18 protein-coding genes are annotated in these 20,800 nt (G+C 63.3%); 9 read left to right on the top strand and 9 right to left on the bottom strand.

The features are described from left to right. The first annotated feature begins 120 nt into the window (after positions 1–120). Positions 121–498, top strand: coding sequence for a hypothetical protein (locus BJI47_RS07395; RefSeq protein ID WP_088943116.1), 378 nt, complete (start codon positions 121–123; stop codon positions 496–498). A gap of 8 nt (positions 499–506) precedes the next feature. On the opposite strand, the gene BJI47_RS07390 is transcribed toward BJI47_RS07395, so the two are convergent. Then, the gene (locus BJI47_RS07390; protein ID WP_088943115.1) at positions 507–1,439 is read right to left on the bottom strand and encodes an aldo/keto reductase; all 933 of its coding nucleotides are present in this window, start codon (positions 1,437–1,439) and stop codon (positions 507–509) included. A gap of 215 nt (positions 1,440–1,654) precedes the next feature. Between BJI47_RS07390 and BJI47_RS07385 the strand changes: the two genes are divergently transcribed. The 5 genes from BJI47_RS07385 to mshC all read left to right on the top strand — a co-directional run bounded on the left by BJI47_RS07385 (position 1,655) and on the right by mshC (position 5,975). After that, complete coding sequence (locus BJI47_RS07385; RefSeq protein WP_176224738.1) at positions 1,655–2,497, top strand: undecaprenyl-diphosphate phosphatase; 843 nt, start codon at positions 1,655–1,657, stop codon at positions 2,495–2,497. Between the two features lie 27 nt (positions 2,498–2,524). Further along, positions 2,525–3,214 (top strand): histidine phosphatase family protein, encoded by a 690-nt coding sequence (locus BJI47_RS07380; RefSeq protein WP_088943114.1) that lies wholly within the window; start codon positions 2,525–2,527, stop codon positions 3,212–3,214. 71 nt (positions 3,215–3,285) lie between these two features. After that, a complete protein-coding gene (locus BJI47_RS07375) occupies positions 3,286–3,879 on the top strand; it encodes a DUF3090 domain-containing protein (RefSeq protein ID WP_088943113.1) in 594 nt (197 codons plus the stop codon). 35 nt (positions 3,880–3,914) lie between these two features. After that, complete coding sequence (locus tag BJI47_RS07370; RefSeq protein WP_176224737.1) at positions 3,915–4,709, top strand: SCO1664 family protein; 795 nt, start codon at positions 3,915–3,917, stop codon at positions 4,707–4,709. Between the two features lie 24 nt (positions 4,710–4,733). Next, entirely contained in the window at positions 4,734–5,975 is a 1,242-nt protein-coding gene (mshC, locus tag BJI47_RS07365) for a cysteine--1-D-myo-inosityl 2-amino-2-deoxy-alpha-D-glucopyranoside ligase (RefSeq protein ID WP_088943111.1), read from the top strand. Positions 5,976–6,039: 64 nt separating this feature from the next. Here the strand turns inward: mshC and BJI47_RS07360 are convergent, their stop codons facing one another. Genes BJI47_RS07360 through BJI47_RS07345 form a run of 4 tightly spaced genes read right to left on the bottom strand, consistent with a single transcriptional unit; the run spans position 6,040 to position 14,313 of the window. After that, the gene (locus BJI47_RS07360; RefSeq protein ID WP_088943110.1) at positions 6,040–7,266 is read right to left on the bottom strand and encodes a DUF2399 domain-containing protein; all 1,227 of its coding nucleotides are present in this window, start codon (positions 7,264–7,266) and stop codon (positions 6,040–6,042) included. Continuing rightward, on the bottom strand, positions 7,256–11,437 hold the full coding sequence (locus BJI47_RS07355; RefSeq protein ID WP_088943109.1) for a TIGR02680 family protein: 4,182 nt from the start codon (positions 11,435–11,437) through the stop codon (positions 7,256–7,258). Before BJI47_RS07355 ends, BJI47_RS07360 begins: the two co-directional genes overlap by 11 nt. Then, positions 11,438–12,841, bottom strand: a complete 1,404-nt coding sequence (locus BJI47_RS07350) for a DUF2398 family protein (protein WP_088943108.1) — start codon at positions 12,839–12,841, stop codon at positions 11,438–11,440. It abuts the gene before it with no gap. Continuing rightward, complete coding sequence (locus BJI47_RS07345) at positions 12,838–14,313, bottom strand: TIGR02677 family protein (RefSeq protein ID WP_368655877.1); 1,476 nt, start codon at positions 14,311–14,313, stop codon at positions 12,838–12,840. The genes BJI47_RS07350 and BJI47_RS07345 overlap by 4 nt, the downstream gene beginning before the upstream one ends. Positions 14,314–14,619: 306 nt before the next feature. Here BJI47_RS07345 and BJI47_RS07340 point away from each other — a divergent pair, with 306 nt between their 5' ends. From BJI47_RS07340 to BJI47_RS07330, 3 genes are all read left to right on the top strand, one after another. Next, entirely contained in the window at positions 14,620–15,231 is a 612-nt protein-coding gene (locus tag BJI47_RS07340) for a hypothetical protein (RefSeq protein ID WP_254900438.1), read from the top strand. Continuing rightward, the gene (locus tag BJI47_RS07335; RefSeq protein WP_088943105.1) at positions 15,232–15,882 is read left to right on the top strand and encodes an RES family NAD+ phosphorylase; all 651 of its coding nucleotides are present in this window, start codon (positions 15,232–15,234) and stop codon (positions 15,880–15,882) included. A gap of 89 nt (positions 15,883–15,971) precedes the next feature. Beyond that, complete coding sequence (locus BJI47_RS07330) at positions 15,972–16,400, top strand: pentapeptide repeat-containing protein (protein WP_254900437.1); 429 nt, start codon at positions 15,972–15,974, stop codon at positions 16,398–16,400. Positions 16,401–16,444: 44 nt separating this feature from the next. On the opposite strand, the gene BJI47_RS07325 is transcribed toward BJI47_RS07330, so the two are convergent. The 4 genes from BJI47_RS07325 to BJI47_RS07310 form a co-directional block, all read right to left on the bottom strand. Next, the gene (locus BJI47_RS07325; RefSeq protein ID WP_088943103.1) at positions 16,445–16,744 is read right to left on the bottom strand and encodes a Rieske 2Fe-2S domain-containing protein; all 300 of its coding nucleotides are present in this window, start codon (positions 16,742–16,744) and stop codon (positions 16,445–16,447) included. Further along, entirely contained in the window at positions 16,741–19,254 is a 2,514-nt protein-coding gene (gene nirB, locus BJI47_RS07320; protein WP_254900436.1) for a nitrite reductase large subunit NirB, read from the bottom strand. The genes BJI47_RS07325 and nirB overlap by 4 nt, the downstream gene beginning before the upstream one ends. After that, on the bottom strand, positions 19,254–19,601 hold the full coding sequence (locus BJI47_RS07315) for a molybdopterin oxidoreductase (protein WP_088943102.1): 348 nt from the start codon (positions 19,599–19,601) through the stop codon (positions 19,254–19,256). Before BJI47_RS07315 ends, nirB begins: the two co-directional genes overlap by 1 nt. Positions 19,602–19,736: 135 nt before the next feature. Further along, positions 19,737–20,651 carry a PAC2 family protein gene (locus BJI47_RS07310; protein WP_303393527.1) on the bottom strand — a complete coding sequence of 305 codons (915 nt, stop codon included), beginning with the start codon at positions 20,649–20,651 and terminating at the stop codon, positions 19,737–19,739. Positions 20,652–20,800: the final 149 nt, after the last annotated feature.

Genomic DNA, 20,800 nt, shown 5'->3' with positions numbered 1-20,800 from the left:
GCGGTACCGTGTTTTCCGGGAAGAGAACGAGGAGTCGAGATGGTAACTACCAAAGATTTCAGTCGACCGGAGGGTTCTCATCGCCCTGTTACAGCTGGTCGCCCTGTTATTTCCGGCTCCGTGGAAGTGTCGGATACGCGCCGGTTCGTCGTCGAACAGATCACCGTCGGTGCGCACGCGAATGGGTTCGGTCGAAACGCAGACGGCCGACAGTTCGCATTCCGCGTGCACAAGTCGACGCTGTACGTGGAGATGTATCGCGAGAACCTGCTCGAGCAGGTTCCGGGCAAGTCGGACGTCATCGCCGTCGTGGAACAGTCGGTGACCGAAATCGATCTGACCGATCAGCGCAGTATCGTCGCCGCTGTCCGCGACGCGGTGACAGATGCAGACGAGCTGAGCCCGGGCTCGCCGGAGCTGTCGAGCCCGCGGTCGTTTCTTCAGCGCATCGTGTCGATACTCGACCGGATTCGAGCGCGGCAGAACGCGACGGCGTAGGCACGCGGTCAGCTACTGACGTCGTCCAATGCGGAAGTGATGGCCGCAGGCAGCTCGAGGTCTTCCGCGACGAGTACCCCGGTCAATTGTGCGAGGTCCCTGGCTCCTACTATCGCCGAGCTGACACCCGGGCGATCGCGCGCCCAGGCCAAGGCCACTGCCAGAGGTGAAGTTTGCAGGCCACTTGCGGCCATGACAGCGGCGTCGACGACGTTGACGGCAGCGTCGGTGAGGTAGCCGGAAAGCGATCCTGCGTGGAGATCGTCGGCACCTCGTGAGTCCGCCGGCGTGCCGTGTCGGTACTTTCCGGTCAGTACTCCGCCGGCCAACGGGACAGCAGCGAGGATGCCTACACCGTGATGAAGCGCGGCCGGTAGCAATTCGTCCTCGATACCACGGGCAAGAAGCGAATACTCGGCCTGCGTCGCGACGATGTGGCCTGCGCCCGCAGCTCCAGCCGCAGTCGCCAGTTGCCAGCCGAGATAGCCACGTGCACCGACATACCGAACTTTCCCGCTCGATACGGCGTAGTCCAGGGTGGATGCGATCTCGTCCACGGGCGTGCTCGCATCCCATGCCGCGACTTGCCACAGATCGAGGTAGTCGGTACCCAAATCACGCAGCGTTGCATCGAGTTGGCCGAGTAGTGCTCGCCGAGAGCAGTCGATGCGGTAGTGCCCACTCGTGGTTTCGATACCGGCTGCACTGCTCACGATCAGGTTCGTGCGCGGGACGACGTCGTCGAGGACCTCCGCGAGCACTCTTTGTGCTCGTCCATCCCCGTATACGGGTGAGGTGTCGACAAGTGTTCCTCCGGCGTCGGAGAAGGCAGCGAGTTGGGCAGCCGCGTCGTCACCGTCGGTGCCGCTGCCCCATCCGAGCGTGCCGAGTCCGATCCTCGACACGCGCAGGCCACTGGAGCCGACTGATCGCTGCTTCATAGTTCTTCAACATTCCTTGTCGATTGTGATGGTGTCGGTTTTCTGAGTCGATCACGAAAACGGCGCCAGGTGAGCAGAGTAGTGCGCCGGTGGCGGCGGTGCGAGTGTCGGTCGATCCGGGCGAGCCGCGCCAGGTACCGTCGGGCCGTGAATTGCGCACCTTTCCTCAACCGAACCCCTATGCTCTCGTCGACCTTCGGGGAGGTTCGAGGATGATCGGTGAGTCCATGAGTTGGCTTCAGGCAATCATCCTCGGCGCAGTGCAGGGGTTGACCGAGTTCCTACCGATATCGTCGTCAGGACACCTGAGAATCGTCTCGAGCGTCTTCTTCGGGTCCGATGCAGGAGCTTCGTTCACCGCTGTCACACAGCTCGGAACCGAGGCGGCGGTGCTCGTGTTCTTTTGGCGCGACATCGTGAGAATCGTCAAGGCTTGGTTCCGCGGAATCCTCGACAAGACGGCGCGCGATCTCGACTATCGGCTCGGCTGGTACGTGATCATCGCCACGATCCCGATCGGGCTGTTGGGGATCCTGTTCAAAGACCAGATCCGAACCGGGGCACGCAACTTGTGGCTCATCGCAACAATGCTCATCGTGTTCGCCATCGTCATCGCAGTCGCCGAGTACCTCGGATCCAAGAAGCGGCCACTGGAGAAAATCACCACACGGGACGGGCTCGTGATGGGTGCCGCGCAATGTCTGGCGTTGATTCCCGGCGTGTCCAGGTCAGGAGCCACTACGAGTGCAGGCCTGTTCATGGGTCTCGAACGCGAAGCAGCCGTGCGGTTCTCGTTCCTGCTCGCCATACCGGCTGTGACTGCGTCCGGACTGTTCTCGTTGCCCGATGCGTTCGAGCCTGCCGGGGAAGGTCTCAACGCCTCCGGCCCACAGTTGCTGGTCGCGACCGTCGTCGCGTTCGCACTTGGTTACGCCTCGATCGCATGGCTGCTGAAGTTCGTTGCGAATCACTCGCTGTACTGGTTCGTCGGATATCGCATCGTGCTCGGCATCGGCGTGATGGCGCTGCTGTCTGCGGGCGTGGTGTCGGCCACCTGATTCGCCAGACGCCCTAGGCTGGGTTTCATGACGGTGATCTTGTTGCGACATGGACGCTCGACTGCGAATACTGCGGGCGCTCTGGCAGGGCGGTCGGCCGGTGTCGCACTCGACGACCGCGGACTGGAACAGGCCGCTCATGTTGCGGAGAGATTGGGCGGGCTTCCGGTCGAGGAGGTCGTGCACTCACCGCTGCAGCGGTGTGAGCAAACGGTGGCACCTCTTGCCGCCCGGCGCGGTCTGACTCCGACGGTCGACGAACGGCTGATCGAGGTCGATTACGGGTCGTGGACGGGAAAATTGATCAAGGATTTGGTGAAGGAGCCGCTGTGGAAGGTGGTCCAGCAACACCCGTCCGCGGCGGTGTTCCCTGGTGGCGAGGGACTGGCTCAGGTGCAGTCGCGGGCTGTGTTCGCGATCCGGGAACACGACGCGCGCCTCGCGGAGGAGTACGGCCGCGATGTCCTCTGGGTGGCCTGCTCACACGGTGACGTCATCAAATCGATCCTCGCGGACGCCTTGGGCTGCCACTTGGATTCGTTCCAACGTATCGTTGCTGATCCTGCCTCCGTCAGTGTCGTCCGGTACAGCTCGACCAGGCCGTTCGTGCTTCGGACGAACGACACAGGTCTCGACTTGACCGCGTTGGTACCTGCGGTTCCGACGGCACCGAGCATGGACTCCGATGCGGTGCCCGGTGGCGGTTCCGGAGCGTAGGCCCGCCGATAGCGGATAATGAAGTTCGGGTCCGAGTTCTCGGATCCGAGAATGAAGCTCCAGGAGGTGCAATGCCACGCGCAATACATGTTTTCCGCACCCCTGATCGTTTTGTCGCGGGAACCGTGGGGGAGCCAGGCGATCGTTCGTTTTTTCTACAGGCAGTCCACGACGCTCGCGTCGTTTCGGTCGCGCTCGAAAAGCAGCAGGTTCAGGTTCTCGCAGACCGGATAGGTTTGCTGCTGGACGAAGTTCAACGACGGTTCGGTGCGGAGTTCCCGCCCGAGGAAGCCGAACTGGGCGACACGAGTCCGTTGATGACTCCGATCGATACCGAGTTTCGGGTCGGGACCATGGGTCTGGGCTGGGACGCGGATGCGAACGCGGTGGTGGTAGAACTCCTGGCTATCAGTGAGGTCGAGGTCGACGAGTCTGTCGTCCTCGATGACACCGACGAAGGCCCCGATGCAGTCCGCGTCTTCCTGACGCCGCTCGCGGCACGGGAGTTCGCACTTCGATCCGAGCGGGTGATTGCTGCCGGCCGTGCGCCGTGCCCCTTGTGTGGTGAGCCGCTGACCCAGGACGGACACACCTGTATTCGATCGAATGGATACAAGCGAGATGCCACCTTCGGCTCGGCCGGCGAACTTGGCGAAGAGCTTTGACCGAAGACCGGCCGCCGTTCGCGGGCCGCAAGGTGATGGAAACCGGCGAGTTGACCATCATCGGGCGAGTGGTGTCGGCCAGCAACGCGACGTTGGTCTGCGAGGCAACGGGCACCGGGGACGACGGTGAGACGTCCACGGTTCGGTGCGTCTACAAGCCTGTTCGCGGAGAAGTGCCGCTCTGGGACTTTCCCGATGGGACCTTGGCCGGGCGAGAGATCGCGTCGTACGAGGTGTCGGACTCTTTGGGTTGGAATGTAATTCCGACCACAATTCTTCGGGATGGGCCGTTCGGCCCGGGGATGGTGCAGCGGTGGATCGACACGCCGGACCGCGACGGGGAGCGCGGCCGCACGCTCGACCTGGTCGATATCTGCAGGCCGGATCTCGTTCCCACCGGATGGATACCGGTCATGCAGGCTTACGACGGCGATGGCGAGGAAGTCTCGCTCATTCATGCCGACGATCCTCGCCTGCAGCGGATGGCAGTGCTGGATGTGCTCATCAACAACGCGGACCGTAAGGGTGGCCATGCCCTCGAGGGCATGGACGGATATGTGTACGGCGTCGACCACGGCATTTGTCTGCACTCGCAGAACAAGCTTCGGACGGTGCTGTGGGGTTGGGCCGGCACCGCGATCGACGACGCTGCTATGTCCGACGTCGTCGCTTTCGTCGAGTCCTTCACCACCGTGGTCGAACCACGACTTCGTGGGCACATCACCGACGAGGAGATCGAGTCCCTGCTCGGCCGAGCCCGTGCGTTGGTGGCGAATCCGGTGATGCCGGAGCCGCAATCGAGCAGGCCGATACCGTGGCCCGCCTTCTGAAGGCTCTCCGTTAGGCTCGTCTTCATGCAGTCTTGGTCCGAACCAGCCGTTCCCTCGATCCCCGGCCAGGGGCCTACGCTCCGGCTCTACGACACGGCAGATCGGCAAGTGCGACCGGTCACACCCGGCAAAGTGGCGAAGATGTACGTGTGTGGAATCACCCCGTACGACGCGACACATCTCGGGCATGCCGCGACATATCTAACTTTCGATCTGGTCAACCGACTGTGGCGCGATGCGGGTCACGAGGTGCATTACGTACAAAACGTCACCGATGTGGACGACCCACTTTTCGAACGAGCCGACCGCGACGGCGAAAGCTGGATCGACCTCGGTAATCGTGAGATCGCCTTGTTCCGTGAGGACATGGAGGCGCTGCGAGTTCTGCCTCCGCGCGATTACATCGGTGCTGTCGAATCCATCGACGAGGTCATCGACATGGTCGAGAAGTTGCTCGCTTCGGGTGCGGCGTATGTCGTCGACGACGCCGAGTATCCCGATGTGTATTTCCGTGCGGACGCTACGCCCGAGTTCGGTTACGAGTCCGGTTACGACCGGGCGACGATGGACAAGTTCTTCGCCGAGCGTGGAGGCGACCCGGATCGAGTAGGGAAAAAGGACTCGATCGATGCTCTCCTGTGGCGTGCAGAGCGCAAGGGTGAGCCGGCGTGGCCGTCTCCGTTCGGTCCTGGCCGGCCGGGCTGGCACATCGAGTGCTCGGCAATTGCGCTCAATCGCATCGGGACCGGTTTCGATGTGCAGGGTGGCGGCAGCGACCTCATCTTCCCGCACCACGAGTTCTCCGCCGCGCACGCCGAAGCTGTATCCGGTGGCGGTCGATTCGCTCGGCATTATGTGCACACCGGGATGATCGGTCTCGACGGCGAGAAGATGTCGAAGAGTCGCGGCAACCTCGTATTCGTGTCGAAGCTTCGCGCCGACAATGTCGATTCGGCTGCAGTTCGGTTGGGTCTGTTGTCCGGGCACTACCGTCAGGATCGTCCGTGGACGGACGAAGTTCTCGAACGTGCACATACTCGGTTGGCGTTGTGGCGCAAGGCAGCTGCACTGGAGTCGGCCGCCAGCGCTGAAGACGCAGTGGTTCGCCTCCGTCAGCACTTGGCCGACGATCTGGACACACCGAGGGCTCTCGATGCACTTGATGCGTGGGCAAGTTTCGCCGTCGAACGCGGGGGATCGGACACCACCGCTCCCGGTGCATTCGCCGACGCCGTCGACGCACTCCTCGGCGTGCCCTTGCGCTGATACGCCCTTCGAACCGGCAGTGATCCCGGGCTTTCATAGCCCGGGATCAACCGTCCCCACCGGACTACGCCAGGTCGAGAAGAAGGTCGGGCACGAGACGCTCTTCCATGACCGCACGTCCCGACTCGTGCATCGCCGCCGCAAGATCAGGATCCCACTCACTCGGCCCCGGATGGCCTTTCAACGGTTCGGAAGTTCGTGCGTCGAGCGCACGAGCATACGACTGCGCATCCATCCGCCATGGGACGGCGTTGTAGCGCGAGCGGGCGCGAGCGGTCATCTGTAGGCCTGGCCAATCGAAGTCGTTGCGCCAGAAGAGTTCCGTGCCTGCCCGCACGCCCGAGAGTAGTTTGTGCAGCGCAGCCGACGGCTGGCCATCGGTGCAGACAAGAGTCGCGGAACGACTTCCCAACGATCGAGCGGCGGCCGCGACGACTGCTACGTTCTCGCACACGTAGATTCGATCTGCGATATTGGTGAGCGGGCCGCGCGAGGCCATGTCGAGGGTGAGTGGGAACGGAATTCCGGCGTTTGCAGCGTCGTTCAGCCACCGGCCGACGGTGTGCGTTTCGTCGACTCGATACCCGAACACGAGAACCCTGCTGGACAGTGCGTCGACCGAGACTCCTGCAGTTTCCCACAGCAACCGAATGCCGACGGGGTCGACTGGACGGGGTATTCCCTCGCGGAGCGAGAGTGCGTCGAGAACAAGACGGGGGGCACCACCGGAGGAAAGTGCCTTGGTGTCCCCGCACGCGTATTCGGCGAGTTCGGTCAACGACAAGCCGTCGACGGGAAGGATCGTCAACACCCGTGCCGCCACCCGTAGGGCGTCGACGGCCACGCGTCCTCCGAGTGTGCCGTCCTGATTCAGCAACGAGGACAACCAATGCTCGGCCCAGTCGTCGGTTGTTTCGGCGAGTAGAGCCCGCGCGTCGGCGAGGGCAGTGGCCTTGACCGCGGCCTTGTCGGATGCGATTTGTTTTCTGTCTTGTAGCGGAGCGACGGCGTCGAGAGTTGCAATCAAGCCGATCCCACCGTTTCGTGGGTGGGCGAGCCATTCGTCGAAACGGGCAAGATCGAGTTTCGTAGTCTGGGCGCGGCTGTGCAGGCCGGTACTGGATCGAGAAATTGCACTGCACAATCGCCATAGCTCTGCCGGCTCACCCAGGTGCACGGTGATGTTGCCACCGACCAACAGGTAGTTCGACTCCAACTTCTTGCGCGCGGCGGCCAAGAGTGCGTCGAGTTCCGGCGTGTTTCGCCATCCGAGTTCTTCGTTACCGGACAAATTCGAGACCGCCTTCGGCGTGAGTGGGCACGCGTCGTGTCAACGGCGAACCCAGAGCGGCGGCTAGATCGGAACCATCGTGTTCGGCGAACAGTTCACCGTTCTCCCAGACGAGTAACGCTGCGCTGACAGTGTTTTCCGCTGCCGAATGCGCAAGGTCGTAGTGCGCACATCCGGGTACATCGGAGTAGGTGATCCACAGATCGTAGCCCGTCATGAACAGATCCAGATCGAACTGCACACTGAGACCGAGCAGTTCACTACGACCGTTGTCATCGACGCCGGCGAAGGCTTCGTCGAGTGCCAGCAACCGGGGTGCGTGCGGATCGGCCGAGGACAGCATGACGTGCGCGGCCGCGAACAACGGTAGATGTAGAGACACCGATTGCTCACCGCCGGACAACGCGCTGTGACGCGCGACCGTCAGGCGATCCTCGGTGCCGTCGCCGCGAATGAGCGTGAACGAGAAGACCCGCCAACGGCGGTAGTCGAGCGTGGAGGCCAGAATCTCGGGGTACGAACGCTCCGGGTGTGCCGCGCGGGCGATTCTGATCTCGGACGCGAAATGTGCGCGCATGGAGGCGAGGTCGTCCGAATTCAGTCCGGACGCATCACGATCGAGTAGCTTCGAGATCGCTCGTGCGCCTTCGTCGAGATTGTCCGCGAGGACCCAATGCACACCGATCGTGTTGCCAGAGGACATCTTCCGTTGCTTCATCTCGGAAGACATCTGCGCGATGAGCTCGCGGGCATCGACGGTGCGTTCGTGGATCTGCTGCGCCAAGCCGGTCAACAGCGCATCCTCGAGAATCCGACGCTCGTGTTCGGTGAGCAACGTCTCCTGATTCGACCGCGCGTCACCGATACGGTGAGCGAACTCTCCGACCGAGGTGAATCCCTGCTCGTCCTGCACACGGACGATGGTCAATCCGTCGGGTGCGTCCCACTGCAACCGGTAGTCCTGCCCGGACGACGCCAGCTGTGAGTCGAATTCCTGCAAAGCACCGGTCAACGCAGTCCGCGTGCTCTTGCGGTAGGAGTCGCCGGCCTTGACCGACGCGGTGGCCTCGTCGAGCGCCGTGTGCAGTTGGTGCACCACCGGTGGCAGCACCGAAATCTCTTCATCAGGTGACGAGGCACTCTGAATTCGGTAAAGGATCTGTTCGACAGTGAGCCACGCGGAGTCGGACGATGGCCAGGAATAGAGCTCGTGGACACCAAGGATGGCGAGTAGATCTTTGCGGGCATACGGGGCGAGGCGTGCTGTGTCGTCGAGTGTCTCGGTGAGCGCGGCGCGCAGACCCTCCTGGGCTGTGTTGCATGCACCTTCGGCCTTACCGATCGCCTCACCGGCTTCCTTGTCCGCTTTGCGTGCTGCGCGCTGCTCGACCTTGCATGCTTCGATCTTTTCGCGTGCCTTCTCCAGGTCGGCGTTGATCTGTTCGGCGGTGGATCCGAGTTTCTCGGTGAGGATGTCCAACCGTTGAACCTGTTGGAGATGGTTTTCCTGTGCGATCGCGGACTCCTCGGCCAACTCCTCGGCGAGGCCGGTGGATTCTTCCAATCGGTTCTGTGCTTCGCGTGCCCGCTCGGCTTCGCGAACGTGTTCGCCTCGGCGACGAAGGACGAGACCACCCTGGTTCTCGAAGTGCCGGATCGCTGCAGCGAGTGAGTCGATATCCCGTGCGCTATGGGGAGTTCGGTGGGCGACCGCGGTACTCCGCAGGTGTCTCTCTTTCGCCGAGAGCTCCGCGATAGCCTGGTCGAGCTCACTGTCCGCGGCCGTGGAACCTGCCTGTGAGGTACGAAGGGCGCCCGCCGACTCGGTGACAGTCTTCTGCGCCTTGACGATTCCGGAGACCTTCGGCAAATTCTTCGCAGCAACCGTGAGGCCGCGCAGGAGTTCGGCCGCCGACTGCTCCTCTTCGCGGGCGGCCGCCAAGGACATGCCGGCCGTTTCGATCGAGGTGTCCAGTTCGGCGAGCCGCGTAGCCCGACGACGCGCACGGGCAGTAGCCCCGATGTATTCCGCATCCGGCTTGACGTGACGTCCCCGTTGAACGCCTTGCCAGTAGCGCCCGTCGATGCCGATCGAGGTCACCGCATTCTTCGATGCGCCAGTTTCCTCCAGCAGTGCGATCGAGGTCAGTACATCGCGCACCATGACCTCTGGCACGTCCGTTCCAGGTTCGACCTCGAGGACGTCAGCCAGCGTGCGGCCCGTCGGACGCTCGGCTTTCGGTACGCCGACCAGAAATTGGTCCGACTCCATGGACCCGAGAGCGCCGGTCGGCGAGATCCATCCGTCGAGAAGGTTCGCAGCCTGCAATGCGCTTTCGACACCAGCAGCTACAGCAGGTTCCACGCCGTCGGCGAATCGAACGAGTTGCCACAGCGGCGCTCCGACAAGCCCGTCACGCGAGGACGTACGAGCTGCGAACGGTGGGGGAGCATCGTCGCGTTGAGCAGTGACGAGGTCATGTTCGGCACGCATCGATGCCAGTTCTTCGGTCAGCGCTGCAGCGGCGGCACCCGCCTGCGTCCGCCGTCCGCGCACGTTCTCGAGGCCCTCGGCCGAAGCCTCGGCAAGGACGGCATCCAGGCTCGGTGCGTCGTCCTCGCCGATGTGAGGTACCGCAGCGTCGAGGGAATCGAATGCGGCGACGGTGATTCCAGCAGCCGAGTACAGGGCCGAGTTCTCGGCCCACCAGGACCGGAGTCCCGACGCATACTGCGCACGAGCCAACTCCACGGCAGCTTCGGCTTCGGTGACCGACGCGCGAGCAGCTTCGAGTAATTCTCTTGCACGCGAGGCGCTTCTGTCTGCACGGGCGCGTTCGGTCATCGCCTTTTCGACGGTGCTGAGCGCATCGCGGACGGCACGCACATCACCGTCACGTTCCTCGGCGTGACCGCGCAGTGCCGTGCTGAACTGGTCGGTGCGCGCACTGGCCGGCATCGACGCCCACGCGATGCCGGCGTCCTCGGCAGCAATCTGGAGATCGTCCTCGGCGCGTGTCAGTGCGGCGACCGAGTCGCGTACCGAGCTTTCGGCGTCGATGGCCTCGGTGGAACGCTGCGCCAGATCCGCCTGCGCTTTACCGGCACGCTCGGACTGCTGGGCGGCGGAGATCTTCAGCTTCGCTGCCGATTCAGCGAGATCGTCGAGTTGCTGTTTGCCTTCGTAGGCACTCGATCGCTGCAATGTTTCGCGGTCGGCGAGAGCTTGGTCCAGGCCTCGTTCGGCGTCGTCGAATCGCTTTTCCGCGGCAGCGCGCTCGGACAACCGGCGTTCCTTCAGTGCCGCGGCCGCGAAGTGTGCGGTGGTTGCGTGGGTAACGGACTCGAGTCTGCGGCTGATCTGTTCCACGTCCGAGCGAGCTTGCACTCGAAGGTATTTCGCGTACACGCCGACGAAGGTTGTGGCGGCCTGATCTGCCCGAGTCAAGCCTTCGAGCGCGCGACCGACCTCTTCCATGTCACTGAACGAGCGCGCTGCTTCGAGAACCAGTTGCTCGTCCAGCGGGCGCAGACCGTCGGTCAGTGCCTGAGAGAGCCCCTTGGGATCCAAGTTCTTTGCCAACTGCGGACGACGCAACGTCAAGATCAGATTGATCAATTGGTCGTAACGCTGCGCGCCGAGACCGAACATCCGAGCGTCGATGGCCGCTCGGTAGTCGACCGGCCGGTCGGAAAGCGCGTCGGTGCCCAGTTGATCGGCAAGCTGCTTCTTGGTCAGCGGCCGATCGTCGGACCCCAGGAGTGAAAAGTCCACGCCGACACGGCCGTCGGCGACAAAGTACCAGCGAGTGACCTTGTCGTTCTGTCGACTTGCGCGCATTCCGATACCGACGGTGACGGACTCGGGATCCTCGCGTGAGCCCCGCCCGAACTCCATCCATACATAGGAGTGCGCGCTCTCCTGACCGCGATAGAGAAGGTTGGACTTCATCGTGCGCTCTTCACCGGCGAACGGGTTCAACCGCCTCGGTTCGATTCGTCCATCGAGCACGAAGGGAAACAGAACCTCGAGCGCTTTGGTCTTTCCCGAGCCGTTCGGTCCACGAAGCACGAGGCGACCGTCGGCAAAGGAGAATTCCTGATCGCGGTAGTCCCACAGATTGATGATTCCGGCGCGGGTCGGGCGGAAGCGCTGAGCATGTGCGGTCATCTAGTGCGCCTCGGTTTCCGTGGTGTGAGAATGCGAACTCGGTTCTGTGGACTCGAAGAGAGAATCCTGGGGTACCCGGTCTCGCACACTGATCACCACATCGCGGTAGCGAGCGATGACGGGTAGAACGAGTATCCCGCCGGACATGATGTGCACCAGCCGGAGTCGATGCAGCATGCCGACCGCTCGCTCACCGAGACCGATCGGGTCGGCCTGCCATTGGGCCGCGAACGTGCGTCCGTACCTCTCGACCAGGCCTGCGACCGCGCCGTTCACCCAACTGTTCTCCACGAAAGGGTAGAGCTCGAAAGTAGAGCCTTCGACGGTTCGACCACGCCCACCGAACTCGGCGAGGTCGTCGAAAACCCCACCTCCAGGTATTGCCGAGTCGATGAGGTCGATCAGGTCGCCGTCCTCGGGAATCGGATGGTGTGCCAATTCGGGGGCATCGGGATCGATCACCCGGTCCGATATCTCACCTGCCAGAAGCAGTGCGACTTGAGCGACCGTTCCCGTGCTGGGGAAGCGGAGGTCCGACATCCGCCCGGATGTATCGATCAACGTGACGCCCTCGGCGCGACGCTCGGCGATCAGACCGGTCAGGAGTTCGACGTCGGCCACTGTCCGTACCGCAGCGAGTGCGGTGCGACCGTCTTGATCGAGATCGTCGAAATAGACGACGGGATGCTCGACCAGTGCACGGCGCACCTTTTTGAGAGTCTCCTTGGGATCTATCGGCGGTCGGGATTGCCCGTCCTCATCGCTGTCTTCGGTCGAGTCGTCGGATCCCACGAGCAGACCGGTGACCGAACGTAGGTGCTGAACGGCTCGGGGCGGACGGAACATCGCCACGACCACTGATCGCTCGATGTCGTAGAGAGCCTCACCCGAAGCCGGGTTGTTCGCCCAGCCGCCTGCATCACCATCGGCGAGCGATATTGCGCCCCGCGCGGCCAGCCAGCCGACGGCGTCGACGAACGCATCTCGGTCCGCAGCGCGGTCGGTCGCAAGTTCCACCCCGTCCACCTGCCCTGCCTCGGCGGCTACGTGGTCGGCGAGTTCGGAGAGCGTGATCTGATTGCCTGCTCGGCCGAGCGCAGCCAAGGACAACGCCAGGTAGGCGTATCTGCGTCGATCGAAGACGCGGTCCGAGGCGGTTCGGGCAGGCTGGGTCGAATCGAGCGCGTCGAGAACCGGAAACAAGCGGGCTGTCGTTTCGGTGACCTCGAGGCGATAGCCGAACAACTCGAGAAGATCCTCGCGAAGCTCCGTTGCCCATCTACGGAGAAGCGGAAGAGCGATCCGGTCCGGGTACGTCGCCGTCACCAGATGGTTCGCCAACGCAACGCGCGCCGCACGCTGATAGGAATCGAGTGCCAGAGAGGGTATTTCGCGTGCTCTCACCGGCGCGTCACATCCGCAACCTCGAGTTGCAGCCGATCCAGATGTAGCCGTCCACGCGTCGTCCGGACGACGGTCGATATTTCGGAGTCGGTCAGTGTCAATTTCACACCACTGTCCGAACCCGTCGAGCCGGACGTACGACCACTCACCCGGACCCGGGCGGTGAGCGCCGCATTGAGCAAGCTCAACAACACTTCGGTCTCCTCCTCGTTCAGCGTCCGGTCGTACACACCAACCGAGGCCAAAGATCGAGCTGCGGCACTGCGAGTGCGTTGCGCGGCGAGTTGCTGTTCACGGAGGCGACGAATCCCGCCGTCGTTGCGTTGGACGCGGCCAGGCAGGCCGGGCGACGGTGCGCGACCGGTTTCCGCCAAGGTGCGAGAGATTTCGACGGGAGAGGCTTCCCACCAGGATCGAGATGTGGGAATGATGTCCGCATCCGGGTGGACCATGGACAGATGACGGGGCCTGCCGAGACCGAACACGGCATGGAAAAGAGCGTGCGCACTGTCCTCGGTCGCAGTGTTGGCGAACCAACCTGCGAGGTGACGGAGTTGACTCTCGCGGCTCACACCACCTCTGCGCGTCTCGGTTACCCGTCGAAGCAGCGACAACACCGCGGCAATGGCGCTCATCGTGCCTTCACGTAGTCGTTCGGACTCACTGAGTTCGGCCTCCGCAGCCACGAACCAATGAGATAGACCCGACCACCGCGCCTGCCAGTCGGCACGACGCTCGTCGATGGTCAGGAAGACCCGCTCATCACTGATTGCGGCACGCTCGATCAGCATCGAGATGGATGTCGATTCGACGACGGCAATGGCCTCCGCCAACTTCGGGGCGTACCGCGTCAGATCCGAGCTGAACTCACGCATATGCGTCAGGAGTGCATCTTTGTGGACCAGAAACGACTCGGGTGTGATCTCGGTGGTGCGGACGAGGTCGCCGAGGACCAGATAGAAATGCGCCGCCCGAGTGGCCATTTCGGAGAGGGTCGAGTCGAGTCGGCTGAGCTTGCGGTAGATGCGGTCGCCGTCGGCCTGACGGTTCGCCTCGGCCAACTCGTGCATGTCGGCGAGCAGCTCAGGCAGGACGAGCCGCGACAGTGATGCGTCGTCGAGCCTGGCACCGAGCACGTCCTCGACGGCTCGAAACGCCTTGTAGCCGGCCTGGCTGAATTGGTAGACGTAATGGCGGTTGCGGTATTCGGCCAAGGTAGCCGCGCGTGAGCCGTCGTAGCTGCGCTCGAGAAGCTCCCAGGTATGAAGCTGCTCGAGCAGCGGTGCGATTTCGGCCGGGGTGAGCCGTGCGTCTTCGGGGGCATTCTTAGCCAGCGTGTCCGCAATCTCGGCCGCATGTAGAAGAACGACATAGTTGGCGCGGGCGATGTCGAAGGCACGAAGCACCCAAAGATATTCGTTGTGCTTCTCCGCGACCGTGAATGCGAAGAGTTTGAGGCGATCTTCCTGCAAGAACGCTGCCGCGGCACCGAGCCGTGCGTTGTCGTCTGAATCGCTCACTGGAACAGGGTAGGCGTTGGCCGGGGGGTGCGCGAAATTGTATGAATACCCTCGTCGAGCAAGAACGCAAGCTCATGGACTTGCTAGAAGACCGGCCAGGTGTGGGTTCTTTCTTCTTCTGGGGCACGTGGAACCTGCACGATACGGCTGCACCTGCATCGCACCTTACCGGCGGCTATGGCGCTGACCTACGGCCGCGCCTATCATTGATTTACGCGTGCAAGTAACTGTAAGGAAGCGATGGGAATGGTAAACGGGATGAGGAGCGCCGAAGAGCGCTACCGGCACGGTGACCTGGACTTCGAGACGGCGGTGCGGGAAGCGACCGGCGCCGACATCGGCCGCGAGTTCTTCGCGCGGATCCTGCACGACCTCACGACACCAGACCGGGCCGGGCTGGCACTGTCCGAGCACGACTCCACGCTGCTCGCCGAAGCCGGATTCGTCACCGATCCCGCCGCCGCCACGGCGGCGCGGCTGGACCGAGACATCCGTATGCAGTACCTAGTCCAGCGCTCCTTGCCGTTGCCTGACGCCGCCGAACGCCTCGGGGTCAGCACCGCCCGGATCCGCCAGCGCCTGACCGAGGGCACTCTCTGGGCGTTCACCTCGGGCCAGGGCAGGCTGCTGCCGTCCGCCCAGTTCACTGCCACCGGCGCGGTACCTCACATCGACAAGGTATTGCCGCTGCTGGCGAAAGATCTGCACCCGCTGACCGTTCAGTCGCTGCTCACGCAGCCGCAGCCGTCCCTGATCGTGGAGGGCCGCCCGGTGTCGATCGCGCGGTGGCTGACCGGAAGCGCGGGCACCGCGGAGGAGATCGAACAGGCCGCCGACGTGATCACCGCCGCCACCTGGGAATCGGCATAGATGGGGCCGGTGACTCTGCCACTGCCGCCCGCAGTCTCCGTTCTCCATGACGCGGGAATCCACCCCGACGAACTGCTGAGCTGGCAGACTGCCGAACTGCTGTGGCGAGTGCACCGCACCACCGGTGGCTCTCACATCCTGCCCTGGAACGGGATGCGGACGTTCGGGCCTATCTTGCGGTTCGACCACCACCCGCTACCGCGGGGGGAACACCACGCCTACGGCATCTGGTACGGCGCGGCCAGTCCCCGCGGCGCCCTGGCCGAAGCATTCCAATCGGCGCGGGTCATCGACCGCCACTACGGCGACCCCTACCTGACCGCACTGCGCTTCGCGCGGCCGCTACGGCTGCTCGACGTCGCCGGGATCGGCGGCGGCGCGTGGGCGACACGCGTCGGCGGCAACCACGCCCTCGACTCGGCAGCCCACAGTCGCACCCAGCACTGGGCGCGCGCCATCCACCGCGCGCACGACGACCTCGACGGCATCATCTACCGGGGTCGGTTCGCGGGCAGCGTGTGCATCTCCCTGGTCGAACGCGCCACTGACGCGTTCCCCCGTCACCCAGCGGTGTCGCTGCCGTTGGCGCATCCCGCCCTCGCCGGACCGATCGACACCGCCGCCCATCAGCTCGGCTACGCCATCACCTGAGTGAGCATGATCGCCCACCACCCAACTTGCACTCTGCCTTCCCTGCAGGTGTGATCCGTCCCGGTGTTTCCGAAGGGGGCAGTCACGCGGTGCCACCGCTGACATGTCGGGCCGACCTCACCGATGCCTCATTCGTGGGCGCCAATGTGACCTCGGCCGAGTTCGTGGGCGCCGACTTGTCGAGAGCCGATCTCACCGGCGCGATCGCTCACGACGCCAACTTTGCCCGTGCATATCTCACGCGCACCCGCCTGAGGGGAGCCGACCTGACTATGACGTTCCTTACCTGGACCTTCCTCGGGCATGCGGATCTCACTGGAGCGGACCTATCCGGCGCGTACATGACCGGCGCGTACATGACCGGCGCTTACCTCGGCGACGCCGACCTCTCGGGTGCCACCCTGATCAGTGCCTACCTTGGGAAAGCCAACCTGACGGGGGCGAAGGTCGTCACCGCCATCCTGGACGGTGCCGATCTCACCGGGGCGATCATGCCGGACGGCACCTCGATCGGCTGACGGTAATCGGTATGGGGTTGGTCGCGAAAGAAATGCGGGTGCCGCTACACCTCCACCATGATCTTTCCATCGACGATTACTGCGGGATATGTTCGTACGGAGGCGATTCCGCTCGGACAGGTGCCGTCGTCGAGAGAGAACGCGTATTGATGCATCGGGCACATCACGACCGAGCCGTCGATCTGACCGTCCGCCAATGGCCCACCCTTGTGCGGGCACACCGCGTCCATGGCGCGCACACTCCCATCCCGGAGGAGGAATACCGCTACCTGCCTGCCGTCGACGACGTAGGCGCGGCCCTCACCTGGTGTCAGGTCTTCGACAGGGCCTACCGGCACGCTCATCGGACCGGTACCTGGGGGAGCGGAAGGAGCGGCAAGGACGGTGTGAACTGCGCAGGCGACTTGGGTTCGGCCCGGTCCTGCCAGGGATCCCGGTACCCGTCCACCGATGTTTGCATGCGTTGTTCGAGCCCCGCGACGATTCCGTCACCGTCCTCGACCAGAATTCGTCGAAGCTCGTCCAGCCCGACCCGGGGGACCCACGCATATGTTCGCTCGAGCCACTGCGCCGTCTCTCGGTAGTGCTGGATGAATATACCTGCCATCCGCAGAACTTCCTCGCCGCCGACGACAGTGGCCAGCAGATCGCCCTTCCTGATGTGGGCACCCGCGGCTCCGCCGACATAGAGCTCCCATTTGTCCTCGCCGACGGACACGACACCGAAGTCCTTGCACAGTGCTTCGGAACAGTTTCGCGGGCATCCGGCGACGGCCAGCTTCAGTTTGCCGGGGGTCTCGAGTCCCTGGAAGCGCTCTTCGAGGGCGATGCCCAGCGCCGTCGAATCACCGAGGCCGAAGCGGCAGAAGTCGCTGCCGACGCACGTTTTCACGGTTCGCATGCTCTTGCCGTACGCGAACCCGGACGGCATGTCGAGGTCACCCCAGACCTTGGGTAGATCCTCCTTCTTGATTCCGAGCAGATCTATGCGCTGCCCGCCGGTGACCTTGACCAGCGGAACGTGATATTTGTCGGCGACGTCGGCGATCTTGCGAAGTTGATCCGGGGTAGTGACCCCGCCCTTCATCTGCGGAACGACCGAGAAGGTGCCGTCACGCTGGATGTTGGCGTGGACGCGATCGTTGATGAAGAGTGCACCCCGTTCGTCTACCCAGTCCGGTCCCCAGATCGTTCGCAGCAAAGATGCGAGTGGCATCTTCGCGCTCGCATCTTCGCGGCCACCTGCAGCGAGTTCGCGAAATACCTGCGACACCGAACGTAGGTCGCGCTCTCTGATGATGTCGATCAATTGCGGCTTGGCCAACGGGATGGACGGCACGTACCAGTCGGCGGCGGGGTCGGGGGCGACTGCGCCTCCGGCAGCGCAGGCCAAGATATCGGCGACGAGGCCTTTGCAGGAACCGCACCCCTTACCTGCGCGGGTCTTGGCGGTGACGTCGCTCATCGTCGTGGCACCTGCGTGAACGCAGGCGACGATCTGACCTTTGGTGACGCCGTTGCAGTTGCACACCTGGACGTCGTCGGCCAGTTCGGCTGCGCCGGTTGCCGCTGTCGGGGTTCCCATGTCGAACAACATGCTGATTCGTTCCTCGGGGAGCGGAACCTTCTCGTCGAACGCCTGCGTCAAAAAGTTCGCTTTGCTGATGTCCCCGAGAAGCGTGGCACCGATGAGTTTGCCGTCGCGGACAACGACGCTCTTGTACGTTCCGCTGCGTGGTTCGTAGAACTGGACGAACTCGTCGTCCTCACGCTCCGGTCCTTTGACTCCCATTGCTGCCACGTCGACACCGGCCACTTTGAGTTTAGTGGTCAGGCGTGAACCATGGTATGCGGCAGAAGGATTCGCGTTGGTCAGATGATCGGCGAGGACGACGGCCTGTTCCCACAGTGGCGCTACGAGGCCGTACACCTCACCGCGATGTTGGCAGCATTCACCGACTGCGAAGATCGACCCCTCGTCCTCGCAGCGCAGTTGATCGTCCACCACGATTCCGCGTTCGATCACCAGTCCGCCCCCGCGTGCGAATTCGACATTGGGACGGATTCCGGCGGTCACGACGATCATGTCGGCGGCAAGTGAGGTGCCGTCGTTGAAGCCCACACCGGCCACTGCGCCCTCGCGAGTACGCAAGACCGAAGTCGTTCGTTTGGAGGTGTGCACACCGACGCCGAGTGCTTCGATCTTGTTACGCAGTACCCGTCCGCCGCGTTCGTCCAACTGCTGGTTCATCAGGTGGCCGGGCGAGTGCACGACATCGACGTCCAAGCCTTGCGTTCGAAGACCGTACGCAGCTTCCAATCCGAGCAGTCCGCCGCCGATCACGACCGCAGCGACGTCGTCCTGAGCCTCCGCCATCTGCAACATGCCGTTCGTGTCGGCGATGGTCCGGAATCCGAACACCCCGCGGGCGAGGCGACCGTCGCTCTCACGAAGCCCGTCCATGTTCGGAAAGAACGTGTTGCTGCCGGTGGCGATGATCAGGACGTCGTACGCGACGGTTCGGCCACTTTCACACACCACGGACTTGGCGAACCGGTCGAGCGAGACGGCACGGTCGCCTGCAAAGAGCGTGACACCATTTTCGCGATACCAGCTCATGGGATTGAGAAGCAGATCCTCGTCGTCGATGCCGGCTTCACCGGACAGCACGTGCGAAAGCATGATCCTGTTGTAGTTGCCGTACGGTTCGTCGCCGATCATCGTGATGTCGAACAGTGTGCTTCCGCCGCGTTTGAGGATCTCCTCGACTGTGCGTGCGCCCGCCATACCGTTCCCGACTACGAGCAGTTTCCGCAGGTCGGTCGTTTCGCTACGCATCGCGTCGTTGCTCATCAGATCAGCACCAAACCGAAGTCGACGACGACTTCACCGGTCGTCCCTTCCGGCGCCGCGACGACGAGTTCGAGGACAGAATCCGGATCCACGTCCTCGACGACACGAAGCGCGATGTTGACCCCGCTCTTGGAGCCCATGGGGAACATCCGCATGGAATGCCCGTCCCTCAGCAAGGTCACGACCACCAGCTCTTCGCTCGAATTACCGCCACGAAAGTACAGCGGTTGAGCGGTAGCCCCGGATGGAACGACGAACCTGGTCGACGGATCTATCGACTCGGGCTTGCTCAGCCCGTGCCCGGTGAACGGGAAGACGCCCTGGAGAAATCGCGGTGTGCTGGCCATGACGCCACGGTGCCGCGTCGGGGTTGCACTCCCGCTGCGTCGACGTTACGTAGGGGTCAGAAAGATCTCACGATGATCGTTCTGTCGCTGTGCGGTTGCGGACGGGCCTGCAACTGCGACCTGGACCGAGTTCCGTTACAGCCCGAAGTTCCCGGGCCCCCGACGTCGGAGGTAACGCTCGAACTCGGCTGCGATGGCGTCGCCGTCGATCTTCGAGATCGCATCGCTGATGTCCACCTCGGCATCTCCGCGCTCCTCGAGCGTTCGAACGTATTCGCTGATCTCCTCGTCCTCCGCGGTCATCTCGTTGACGGCCTCTTCCCAGTCCTCGGCCTGGGAAGGGAGCTCACCGAGCGGAACTTCGATATCCAGAACATCCTCGACGCGCTGGAGTAACGCCACGGTCGCCTTGGGGTTGGGTGGCTGCGACACGTAGTGCGGCACGGCTGCCCAGAACGAGACGGCCGGAACGCCTGCCTTGACGCATTCGTCCTGTAGGACTCCGGTGATGCCCGTCGGCCCCTCGTATCGAGTCTGCTCGAGGTTGAAACGCTCGGCTGCCTCGACGCTGTACGCGCTTCCCGTCACCGGTACCGGTCGGGTGTGAGGGGTGTCTGCAAGCAGAGCGCCGAGGATGACCACGGTGTCCACGCCGAGCTGCTCGATGAACTCCAGCAGGTCGTCGCAAAAGCTTCGCCAGCGCATGTTGGGTTCGATGCCGCGCAGCAACACGACGTCCCTGCTGCTGCCGGGGGGCGAGCACACCGACAATCGCGTCGACGGCCACTGTATTTCTCTCGTGACGCCCTCTACCTGTCGAATTGTCGGACGGTTCACCTGGTAGTCGTAGTAGTCCTCGGAGTCCAACTCGGCCAACGGACTGGCATCCCAGATCAATTCCAGATGCTCGACGGCGCCACTCGCTGCGTCCCCTGCGTCGTTCCAGCCCTCGAACGCGGCCACCAGAATCGGGTCGCGCAGCGTGGGGAGGTCTGGCTCCACGTCCGAATCGTCATTTTCGGAGACAAACAACGATGTGGAATTGGACACAGCGTCGGAGACGGCTTCGAGCAGCGCTTCTGCAGCGTTGTCTGAATTGTCGCGTTCTGTAACGTCGTTGTCGGCTGGAATATTGCCGTCGCTGTTTTGGGGACTCACCACGACAGCCTACGACCAGCCCGGCCCGTCTTGGGTATCGC

The sequence above is a fragment of the Rhodococcus sp. 1168 genome (genome assembly GCF_002091955.1).
Lineage (GTDB): Bacteria > Actinomycetota > Actinomycetes > Mycobacteriales > Mycobacteriaceae > Rhodococcoides.
The sequence above is the reverse complement of the archived record's forward strand: the minus strand, read 5'-3'. Positions and strand labels throughout refer to the sequence as shown.

What these genes read in the sequence shown, in the direction of transcription:
- BJI47_RS07375 (WP_088943113.1), top strand. Translation starts at nt 3,286, where the DNA reads ATGCCACGCGCAATACATGTTTTCCGCACCCCTGATCGTTTTGTCGCG.
- BJI47_RS07335 (WP_088943105.1), top strand. Translation starts at nt 15,232, where the DNA reads ATGGGGCCGGTGACTCTGCCACTGCCGCCCGCAGTCTCCGTTCTCCAT.
- BJI47_RS07370 (WP_176224737.1), top strand. Translation starts at nt 3,915, where the DNA reads ATGGAAACCGGCGAGTTGACCATCATCGGGCGAGTGGTGTCGGCCAGC.
- nirB (WP_254900436.1), bottom strand. Translation starts at nt 19,254, where the DNA reads ATGAGCAACGACGCGATGCGTAGCGAAACGACCGACCTGCGGAAACTG.
- BJI47_RS07390 (WP_088943115.1), bottom strand. Translation starts at nt 1,439, where the DNA reads ATGAAGCAGCGATCAGTCGGCTCCAGTGGCCTGCGCGTGTCGAGGATC.
- BJI47_RS07380 (WP_088943114.1), top strand. Translation starts at nt 2,525, where the DNA reads ATGACGGTGATCTTGTTGCGACATGGACGCTCGACTGCGAATACTGCG.
- BJI47_RS07315 (WP_088943102.1), bottom strand. Translation starts at nt 19,601, where the DNA reads ATGGCCAGCACACCGCGATTTCTCCAGGGCGTCTTCCCGTTCACCGGG.
- BJI47_RS07325 (WP_088943103.1), bottom strand. Translation starts at nt 16,744, where the DNA reads ATGAGCGTGCCGGTAGGCCCTGTCGAAGACCTGACACCAGGTGAGGGC.
- BJI47_RS07355 (WP_088943109.1), bottom strand. Translation starts at nt 11,437, where the DNA reads ATGACCGCACATGCTCAGCGCTTCCGCCCGACCCGCGCCGGAATCATC.
- BJI47_RS07340 (WP_254900438.1), top strand. Translation starts at nt 14,620, where the DNA reads ATGAGGAGCGCCGAAGAGCGCTACCGGCACGGTGACCTGGACTTCGAG.
- mshC (WP_088943111.1), top strand. Translation starts at nt 4,734, where the DNA reads ATGCAGTCTTGGTCCGAACCAGCCGTTCCCTCGATCCCCGGCCAGGGG.